Here is an 8653-nt window from a genome sequence, read left to right as displayed (position 1 = left end):
ATAATTAAATTGACATTTATTTTATGGCAAAAAAGGAAGAAGTTTTAAATTAGATAAAACTTAAAGGTTGGAAATTAAAATCAACACAATCTATTATGAGCAAATTTACTTTTAACAATATTAGAAATAAAAACCCAAAAGTAACTACTTAATATAATCATGTTAATTCTAAGTAAATATTACACCAATACTGGAGCTTAAACAGGTCAATAATGACCCCACGGCGGGATCGCACTTTGTAAACTTTGAACAAGAGGCGTTGTTTCCTAAATAATTAAACTTCTTTGATTTGGTGTGATCAGATCATTAAATGCCTTAACCCATGCCTTCAAATGAAGAAGAAAATTAGGAATTGGTCACATTACAATCGTGCTTTAGTTCAACGCGGCAACATCAATATTTGGCTAAGTGATAGCGCCATCTCAAAGTTGCAAAATACCGAAAAACACGGTGGCCGAGGTCGTTCAAATCACGATTCTGACTTAGCAGTTGAAACCTGTTTAACCTTAAGGGCCGTATTCCATTTGCCACTCAGTGCTTTAGAAGGGTTTGTAAATTCCTTGCTCACTATGATGGGTACTTCGTTGCAATCACCCGGTTATAGCTGTTTATGCAAAAGCAGCAAAACACTTGATATGCAATATAGAAAGCGCGCAGGCAAAGGTTTCATAGATATCGTGGTCAATAGCACTGGCCTTAAAGTGTACGTAAAGGTGGATGGCATGCGAGAAAACACCGTGCGAATAAGCACTGAACATGGCGAAAATTGCACTTGGTCGTAGATGCGACAAGTCACGATATTGTGGGTGCTGAGCTATCGATGGTCAATGTGTCAGATGGTGGAGCTATTGCCGATTTAATCAGGCCTTTGCGCAGAAGTATAGACAGAGTCACAGGTGACGGTGCGTATAACACACGTAGTTGTTATGAGGAGATCGCAGCAAAAAACGCGATTATGCGGGTGCCACCAAGAGACAATGCCCAATACTGGGAAAAAGGACACCCCAGAAACAATGCCGTATTTATGATGCACCAAATAGGGTTATCGCAGTGGAAAATCAATTCAGGGTACCACCTTCGTTCACTAGCCGAGATGGCAATGTATCGTTTTAAGCAATTAATGGGTGATAAGCTAAAAAGTCGTCAATTCAATAGTCAGCATACTGAAACGATGATTAAAGTGAAGGTAATAAATAAAATGACTGGGTTAGGTATGCCAAAATATCAGCAACAGAGTTAAAACTGAGAAGTTGATTAGTAGTTAGCTATTTGATCAACAAAGCCTCTGTGGAAAGCAAAATTGAATCTAGCACTCTCAACACACACTATGGTGTGCGTTGGAATGATTGGGGTTGGGGAATGCAAAGCCAAACTACAGCCAAAGAATACGACGTGGGCATTTTGGTTATTGATGTGATTGATAATGCTTTACAACAATTAATTGACGCGGTGCCAAAGAAGGTCGATTACGTTCAAAGCAAACGCCAGAGCAAAGAACGCTTCAATCAATGAAACCGTTTCACAAATCTTACAAAACTTCCCGCCTAAACCGGCGTACTAAATATAATAACCGGACTAAGTTTAATAACTTGGCTCGATTATTTTTTGTCGTAATAAGTTAATAACTTATCCCCCTCCTCAGGGTTTACTCGGGAAATGGCCTCAAGCATATTGCGCAGCACTTCTCTATCGTAGTGATTAACAATGTTTCTATTTATATCGCTTATTATGGCGTATAAATAGCGATATATTTCCTCACTGACTAACCCTTTACCACTAGTAACAAACAGCATGTTTTTAAATGCTTCCAATATATTTTCCATGACAAAAGCATCGCTTCTTGCATAATGCCTAATCGGTGTGAAATTATCATGCAGTAGTTCATTTATTGAAATTTCATGAAAAAACAATCTACTGGTAGCGTTTTTTTGCACACTAGAAACACTAATATCTTTCAATTCCATACGCTTTATTAATAATAGACTTAACATGTCAATGGCTTTAACTGCCGAGCCAGGATCGTTAATACCTGGACTCATTGCTTTAACAGCAATTTCCGATATTTGCGTCATACCATAGCTATAATGATCACTAATATATTCTTCTACATAAAAAATGAAGCAAGATAAAATTTCTTCAACTAATTGCGTGTCATTGTTTATTGGCTTATTACAACGCAGAAACGGGTAACCTTTAACCGTAAAGTAGCCCTGCTTTACACAAACATAAAGGGATAACTCTTCGCGTGCCAATATATTACATAACTGCTTAGCCTTAACCCCTTTAAAGTATCCACCGGTGTTACTTTGTAGTTCATGCCACTGTTCAAACTTACCTGAACTCACCTCATCTTGATTTTGGTGCAGTTCAACTAACGCATTCATTTCATACTTTGTTCTTGAAAATAGACTATTTAACACACTATCTACTTGAATAGTTTGTGAAATAGAGTGAATAAAATACACAAAGCATACAAGAGATGCTAACCCCTGTAAGAGTGCGAATAAAATACCTAAAGCGGGAATATCTAAAATAGTATTATTACTTGATACATCATCAATATTTATCAACATGATTGTTGAATAAATGATACTCCCCAAATAAAATCCTAACACCAACTGGTGTGATTTTTTTGATATCAGCCCAGGCACAAGACGAGGCGAAAGATTCATACTGGCAGTATTAAGTACAACCATCACCATTGAAAAACTAAAAACGGTGAGTGATATAATACTACCAATTAAAATACTTAGAATCGTACGGGCATTTTCAACACTATCAACAAGAATAAATGAAAAACGCAGTTCGAACTGTTTAACTGGTTCCAAGTATTCAAAAAACAATGTAATTAACGCAGAAACTAAAAATACAATGGCAATTAAAGAGGGGTAAAATGCAATGCTGTTAATAACTTTGCGATATGATTGACTCAGGCTATGAAATTTTATCATTTTTATCCTTACAAACTGGTCACTAGATGTATATTATCACTGTCTTACGCTTTGTTTTCCTGTTTTTCATCCTTATGTTTATAAGGTTCAAGTAATTGAAAAACCAAGTACCCAACGGCGCTTAGCACCAACGCAATTTCATAACGACTATATGCAACCGAAATCCCTATAGCCCCAGTGAGCCAAATTCCAGCAGCCGTTGCAGTTCCCTCAACATGTGCATCGCTTTTGTAAATAGCCCCTCCACCAATAAATCCAATGCCAGTAATAACCCCGTACACAACCCTCGCTTGAGCATCACCTGCAGAAAAAACATCTATACCAACCAGCACAAAAGCACAGCAGGAAATGGCAACTAATGGAAATGTTCTTAAACCTGCACTATCGGACTTATATTCTCGGTTAATCGCCAATGGTAAAGTTAACAAAAAAGCAGTCGCAATCTGTATAAGGTGAAATAACACTAAGGCGATGTTGATTTCAAAGTCTATCATTTACTAATCAACTTAATTTTTATTCAAGGTATACAGTAAAAGCAAGTTTAGTTCCAATTCCACTTAATGGCATGAAAACTGCTGTAACAAAATACGACTTAATAAATAAGGAATCCTAATGGACTTAATTCGAATCATCTTTTCAATCTTATTGCCACCGCTTGGTGTGTTCTTACAAGTTGGCCTTGGCGGGGCTTTTTGGCTGAACATTATTCTCACGTTATTTGGCTACATTCCTGGAATAATTCACGCAGTGTGGATTATAGCGAGAAGGTAATTAGGTAACTCGGGTAAAATTTACTGTGTACAATTTATAGTACTATGTAAATTTTACCCTGCCACTTTGTTATAAGGTGACTTAGCTCGCCCCGCATAAACCATTGAGAGCTATCATCAAGCCTTTGACAATTATTATTGCTAAGTATACAAAGTCGCGTAAAATCAATAACAAAACTATTAGCCAACGGCCTATGCAATACTTACTAACCTTTTTTACATGCCTAGTTGTAATTTCAACCCTACTTCCGCTATCTAACAATACACATTGGATTGTTAGAAGTATGGACTTTCCACGTTTACAGCTTGCTACCTTGGCGTTTTTGACAGTGATTATTCAAGCACTGGTATTAGATTTAACACAAGTGATTTCTTGGGTGCTCATGAGCATCACCCTTTGTTGCTTAGCTTGGCAAATTAGTTGGATACTCCCCTATACATCTCTTTGGAAAAAAAAGGTAAGGCACTGCGAAAACGACAACCTTGATAGTGAGATATCTATACTCACGTCTAATGTGCTTGCGACAAACCGTAACGCCAGTGCATTAATTAAGTTAGTACAAAAACATCAGCCAGATATTTTAGTCACGCTTGAATCTACAAAGTGGTGGGAGGAGCAACTACAAGTCATTGAGGCTGATATGCCAAATAGCATCAAGTGCCCGCTCGATAACCTATACGGTATGCATGTGTACTCTCGACTCCCATTAGAGAATGAACAAATCGAATTTCTTATCGAGGACAACATTCCTTCAATACACACCACCATTGTTTTAAGAACGGGAGATAAAATTAGAACTCACTTTTTACACCCCGCACCACCAAGTCCAACAGAAAACACTGAATCAACGGAACGAGATGTGGAACTTATTTTGGTTGCTAAAAGTTTAGCTGACACCACACAACCTGTCATCGTGACGGGCGATCTCAATGATGTTGCTTGGTCTAAAACCACACATCTATTTCGCGAAATTAGTGGCTTATTAGACCCTCGAATTGGCCGTGGCATGTTTAACACATTTCATGCTGACTACCCATTTTTTCGCTGGCCGTTAGATCATATCTTTCATAGCCATCACTTTGAACTTAGAGATATTCAAAGGTTGCCCTCTATTGGCTCTGATCATTTCCCTTTGTTGACCAAACTATCTTTTAATCCTCAAAAAGATAATAACCAAACAATACCCAATGCAAGACCTTCTGGTATTGAAAAAGCAAATAATATTGCTGACAAGAAGCCTGCGGATAAAAGCGATGTACCTAACCCTATTAAAGATTAATAAAGTGCAACTGATTACAGTTAAACCATATGATCTAATTTGAAATTAGAGTACTTTTACAAAATTGCTCTAATTCAGATATTGATTTAATCACATGTAAACTTTTAGTGCTGGATGTTTGTGTGTTGAGCTGCTCTAAAAACTGCTTATTCCAAAATGTAGGGCATAGCCTTAGTGTTTTGAAACTATTGATGGTGCCCTGTACTACTGAGCTTCCATCAGGCCAACCTATGGGCTTTTCGTAGAAACTTTTAAACAACCGCTTTGTCACTAACCAATAGCACGTTAAATAAGGTAAATCGATATAGATTAATGTATCCGCAGCTTCTAAACGCCGTTTAAATGCACTAATTGGCCCCAACCCATCTATTATCCAGCATTCATTAGCTAAAATATCATCATGAATTGCGTTAAACTCACCTTTACTGAGGGGAACACCACTTTTTTTATAGTAAATTGAGTCTAATTGGTGTAGTTGAATTCCAGTTGCTAAAGCCATTTTTTGACTTAGTACAGACTTTCCGCTACCAGGTTTACCAAAAATGGTTATTTTCTTCATACTTTTGCTAACTCCCTTAGCCTTATAAATCCGTATCAAAAATCAAGTTAGTACATTAGATAAAATGCATCGGTATTAATAATTTATTATCGTCTGTTTGTATATTATACCAATAGCATAAATAAATAATCAGATATTTTGACTGAACAATAGTTTAGTAACCAGACTAAAAAATTGAGGTATGTCGTTATTCTACATTAGTAACTTCTAACGAAGTTAATAAATCGTTTAGATCGTTAGAATGAGCAGTGTTTTAATAAAATTGGTGTTACATACAATCTGTGAACAATATTTGGAGAGTATAAAATTACCGGGTTAGCGTTTCAAGCTCATTAAGAATAGCAATCGCTTCAATAGCTGTGCTTCCACATACCCACTCTGTTGCTTTAAAATCATGACAAACTTTTGGTCGTTCAGGTTTACCAAATAGCTTACATAAATTATCATCAGTGAGGTTTTTACAACGCTCTCCAGCCTCTTTACCATTAGGGTGTAGAGGAAAGCTAGAACTTATACTTGGCGCGATACAGCACGCACCACAATGTAAACGACATTCCATATTTTCAACACCCCAAGTAATAAAGCGCGATAGTTTAACAGGTTTGTGCAGTTCTGCTAAGTACTTTAAAAAAGGCGTTAAGTTCGTCATCAGTAATCGAATCGAGCGATTTATTAAAATAATGACTGAGTTTTAGTAAGTGCGCGCAATAACTTTTACCTGTTTAATGAGAGTGTTCATTTTTGACCTCTAAGTTGTTAAATAACTCAGAGAAAGTGTGGCTCAAATGCTGAGAATAGGATCTCCACGTAGCGGCTTAGTTCAACGCTAAGCGCCACTGCGTTACTGTCACAGTGACCGAAGGGAACGAGTTTAGCGCCTTGTTAGCCGTCTTGCCCAAAATCAACCTCGGTGTCTTCTATAAGTGTAAAATAGCCGCCTTTTTCTTCGAGTTGAAGCGCAATTGAAATATATACAGATTGCCCTTTTTCGGGTTCCTCGTTAAAGCCTGCGCCAATTGAGAAAGACATTTTTCCTTGTAATTCTTGTGATAGTGAGTTTTGCGTTTCCTTGAAATTTTTAACTGCAAGTTCTGAAAGCTTAAATGTGTATTCAGTTTTTGCAGGTTCGGATGACAAGAAGCCTTCTTGTGCAGCTATCTTATCCCGCTTTTCGAGAACGAGTGGAAACGTAAAATTCCTGAGTCCCTTTTCATTTTCCAAGCTGAGACTCAGTTTAATTTTTTCCATTTTTAGCGTGAAAGGTTCTGACAACCTTATTTTTGAACGTATTTGAAGAGGGTCTAAAATAACAAAGCTTTGTTCGTCAAAGTTACGATATTTAAGCATAGTCGAGATAGGAATGCTCGAACAACCAAATAAAAAAAGAACTATAAAAACTAAAAATAACTTTTTCATTATCTTTCCATGATAGACGGCTAACTATTTAGTATTTATGCAGCACGTTGTTTGTGCTGCATAATCGCTTGTTGGACTGAGTCGCTACCACTCGGTACGTCAGAGTTGGTGTTATTTATGCTATGGGAATTTGCTTTTAGTGGCGTAACTTGTCTCGAGCTTATTTTATCAGCTTGCCTATCGCGCTTAAGCTATTCTTGCATGACTCAGTACTTTTTATCTTGTCATTAGAGCTAATTTTCGCTGCTTTATCAATGATATTTTCACCACACACGCACTTTTTAGCCCGAACACTTAAGCAGGTTATCGCGTTGATATAATTCAGCAAGCTCTGCTGCTAGCTCGTTCGTGCTAATTTCATTATCTCTTCACTTGAATTGATAATTTCTTTAAATCTTAAGACCCCGATTTTGCATACTTCACAAGGCCATTGAGAGATTGATAACGCTGATTCTGCCTTTACATATATTGGGTCTGTAATCCTCTTGAGTAACGCCAGATTAAGGTTAACCGATGAATGTCTAGTGGCCAGCTGTATCGACTGATTTAGGCAGCGATGAATTCGTAATAAGAGACCCTCAATATGTGTTTGCCGTAAACGATTTTAACGGCTAACCGACATAGCGAAGTTGAATAGATTTAAAAATTGCAGATACAAATTTAGCTGCTTAAAAGCAGCTAAAAAGAATCGTTATGCTTACTTGACCGGAGAAGGTTCATATGCATTAAGTGCCGTTACTACTTGTTTAATCTTATCATTTCTTTTGCAACAATAGCTGCTGAAGGTAAAAACATTGTTGAAACAATTCGCTGATCGATAACAACTTCGTGTTTGTCTTTTAAAGTTTGTTTGTTTTGTGCAATTGCACCATTTTTATTTAACTGACTTTCAACAAGAAATGGTAATAGAGATCCTTGTTTTGCCCATGATTTAGATTTTTCTGTTGAGTTTGGAAAACCAGCAACTTTCTTACCCTTGACGAGAAACTCCCCCGTAGATAAAACAACATTAGCAAAAGCACCAGCACCATGTCCGCCGCCACCAATAATACCACCCGATTCATATATTTTTGCAATAATTGACTGTAATTCTTTATTATTAGCAACATCAAATAAAGGGCCATAACCACCACCAATATAAACTCCCCAATAATTACTCGGTTCAATTTGATTTGAGATAAAAGTGTTATTTGCTTTGTCCATGAAACCTTCATATTTAATGGTGTAACTACTGATACCTAGAGGATCCATCATGAATTCAACTTTTCCTCCATCAGGTGAAACAAAATCGACCTCGAAACCATGACTTACAAAAATATGGTAAGGCGGTGCGACTTCCCATAAGTTATTTCGCGCATCATGCTTTTCAGCATCACCCATATCAATCATGTTTGATGTAATAATTAGTACTTTTTTCGCAGGAACTGCATTTACACTAACCGAAATGAATAATATTGTTGTGAAAATAATAGAAATGAAATACTTCATTATTGTCCTTAATAAATAATTGTTTAATTGGTTAAGATGCATCAAATTGATAAAAAGTTTGAATGATCAGGTGTATTAGTTCAGACAAGATCTGACACATCAACTTGAAAAAGTGAGAGTTACCCGTTTTGATAAAAGGTGTCGAATCTTTAAATCAAAACATATAAGAGGTAACTCTCATGCTACATA

Annotated in this window: 9 protein-coding genes and 2 pseudogenes; 4 read left to right on the top strand and 7 right to left on the bottom strand. The window is 36.9% G+C overall.

The genetic code is table 11. From position 1 onward, the window contains the following. Nucleotides 1–332: 332 nt before the first annotated feature. Both OCI93_RS20215 and OCI93_RS20210 read left to right on the top strand, forming a co-directional pair. Nucleotides 333–1240 (top strand): annotated as a pseudogene (locus OCI93_RS20215) (IS5 family transposase). Nucleotides 1241–1269: 29 nt separating this feature from the next. Beyond that, nucleotides 1270–1512, top strand: a complete 243-nt coding sequence (locus tag OCI93_RS20210; RefSeq protein ID WP_261627175.1) for a DUF4136 domain-containing protein — start codon at nucleotides 1270–1272, stop codon at nucleotides 1510–1512. Between the two features lie 86 nt (nucleotides 1513–1598). On the opposite strand, the gene OCI93_RS20205 is transcribed toward OCI93_RS20210, so the two are convergent. Beyond that, on the bottom strand, nucleotides 1599–2951 hold the full coding sequence (locus OCI93_RS20205; protein ID WP_261593928.1) for a DUF2254 domain-containing protein: 1353 nt from the start codon (nucleotides 2949–2951) through the stop codon (nucleotides 1599–1601). 44 nt (nucleotides 2952–2995) lie between these two features. After that, on the bottom strand, nucleotides 2996–3445 hold the full coding sequence (locus tag OCI93_RS20200; RefSeq protein WP_261627174.1) for an MgtC/SapB family protein: 450 nt from the start codon (nucleotides 3443–3445) through the stop codon (nucleotides 2996–2998). 118 nt (nucleotides 3446–3563) lie between these two features. Here OCI93_RS20200 and OCI93_RS20195 point away from each other — a divergent pair, with 118 nt between their 5' ends. Together OCI93_RS20195 and OCI93_RS20190 are read left to right on the top strand one after the other, a co-directional pair. Beyond that, nucleotides 3564–3722 (top strand): YqaE/Pmp3 family membrane protein, encoded by a 159-nt coding sequence (locus OCI93_RS20195; protein WP_261593931.1) that lies wholly within the window; start codon nucleotides 3564–3566, stop codon nucleotides 3720–3722. A 283-nt stretch (nucleotides 3723–4005) separates the two neighbouring features. Beyond that, nucleotides 4006–5001: an endonuclease/exonuclease/phosphatase family protein gene (locus tag OCI93_RS20190; protein WP_261627173.1), complete on the top strand. Its 996-nt coding sequence runs from the start codon at nucleotides 4006–4008 to the stop codon at nucleotides 4999–5001. Nucleotides 5002–5035: 34 nt separating this feature from the next. Here the strand turns inward: OCI93_RS20190 and OCI93_RS20185 are convergent, their stop codons facing one another. The 5 genes and pseudogenes from OCI93_RS20185 to OCI93_RS20170 form a co-directional block, all read right to left on the bottom strand. Continuing rightward, nucleotides 5036–5560 (bottom strand): P-loop NTPase family protein, encoded by a 525-nt coding sequence (locus OCI93_RS20185; protein WP_261593940.1) that lies wholly within the window; start codon nucleotides 5558–5560, stop codon nucleotides 5036–5038. Nucleotides 5561–5867: 307 nt separating this feature from the next. Then, nucleotides 5868–6119 carry a YkgJ family cysteine cluster protein gene (locus OCI93_RS20180; RefSeq protein WP_261593952.1) on the bottom strand — a complete coding sequence of 84 codons (252 nt, stop codon included), beginning with the start codon at nucleotides 6117–6119 and terminating at the stop codon, nucleotides 5868–5870. A gap of 323 nt (nucleotides 6120–6442) precedes the next feature. Next, nucleotides 6443–6976 (bottom strand): hypothetical protein, encoded by a 534-nt coding sequence (locus OCI93_RS20175; RefSeq protein ID WP_261593941.1) that lies wholly within the window; start codon nucleotides 6974–6976, stop codon nucleotides 6443–6445. A gap of 337 nt (nucleotides 6977–7313) precedes the next feature. Further along, nucleotides 7314–7436: pseudogene (locus OCI93_RS21170) on the bottom strand (IS91 family transposase); the annotation flags it as partial. Between the two features lie 278 nt (nucleotides 7437–7714). Further along, nucleotides 7715–8464: a type 1 glutamine amidotransferase domain-containing protein gene (locus OCI93_RS20170; RefSeq protein ID WP_261627172.1), complete on the bottom strand. Its 750-nt coding sequence runs from the start codon at nucleotides 8462–8464 to the stop codon at nucleotides 7715–7717. Nucleotides 8465–8653: the final 189 nt, after the last annotated feature.

Source organism: Pseudoalteromonas holothuriae (assembly GCF_945859825.1).
GTDB lineage: Bacteria > Pseudomonadota > Gammaproteobacteria > Enterobacterales > Alteromonadaceae > Pseudoalteromonas > Pseudoalteromonas holothuriae.
This window is presented reverse-complemented; position numbering and strand designations above follow the sequence as displayed.

Bases quoted from the DNA above. Each gene is read 5' to 3' on its own strand.
- OCI93_RS20205 (WP_261593928.1), bottom strand. From the start codon at position 2,951: ATGATAAAATTTCATAGCCTGAGTCAATCATATCGCAAAGTTATTAAC.
- OCI93_RS20200 (WP_261627174.1), bottom strand. From the start codon at position 3,445: ATGATAGACTTTGAAATCAACATCGCCTTAGTGTTATTTCACCTTATA.
- OCI93_RS20195 (WP_261593931.1), top strand. From the start codon at position 3,564: ATGGACTTAATTCGAATCATCTTTTCAATCTTATTGCCACCGCTTGGT.
- OCI93_RS20190 (WP_261627173.1), top strand. From the start codon at position 4,006: ATGGACTTTCCACGTTTACAGCTTGCTACCTTGGCGTTTTTGACAGTG.
- OCI93_RS20185 (WP_261593940.1), bottom strand. From the start codon at position 5,560: ATGAAGAAAATAACCATTTTTGGTAAACCTGGTAGCGGAAAGTCTGTA.
- OCI93_RS20180 (WP_261593952.1), bottom strand. From the start codon at position 6,119: ATGGAATGTCGTTTACATTGTGGTGCGTGCTGTATCGCGCCAAGTATA.
- OCI93_RS20175 (WP_261593941.1), bottom strand. From the start codon at position 6,976: ATGAAAAAGTTATTTTTAGTTTTTATAGTTCTTTTTTTATTTGGTTGT.
- OCI93_RS20170 (WP_261627172.1), bottom strand. From the start codon at position 8,464: ATGAAGTATTTCATTTCTATTATTTTCACAACAATATTATTCATTTCG.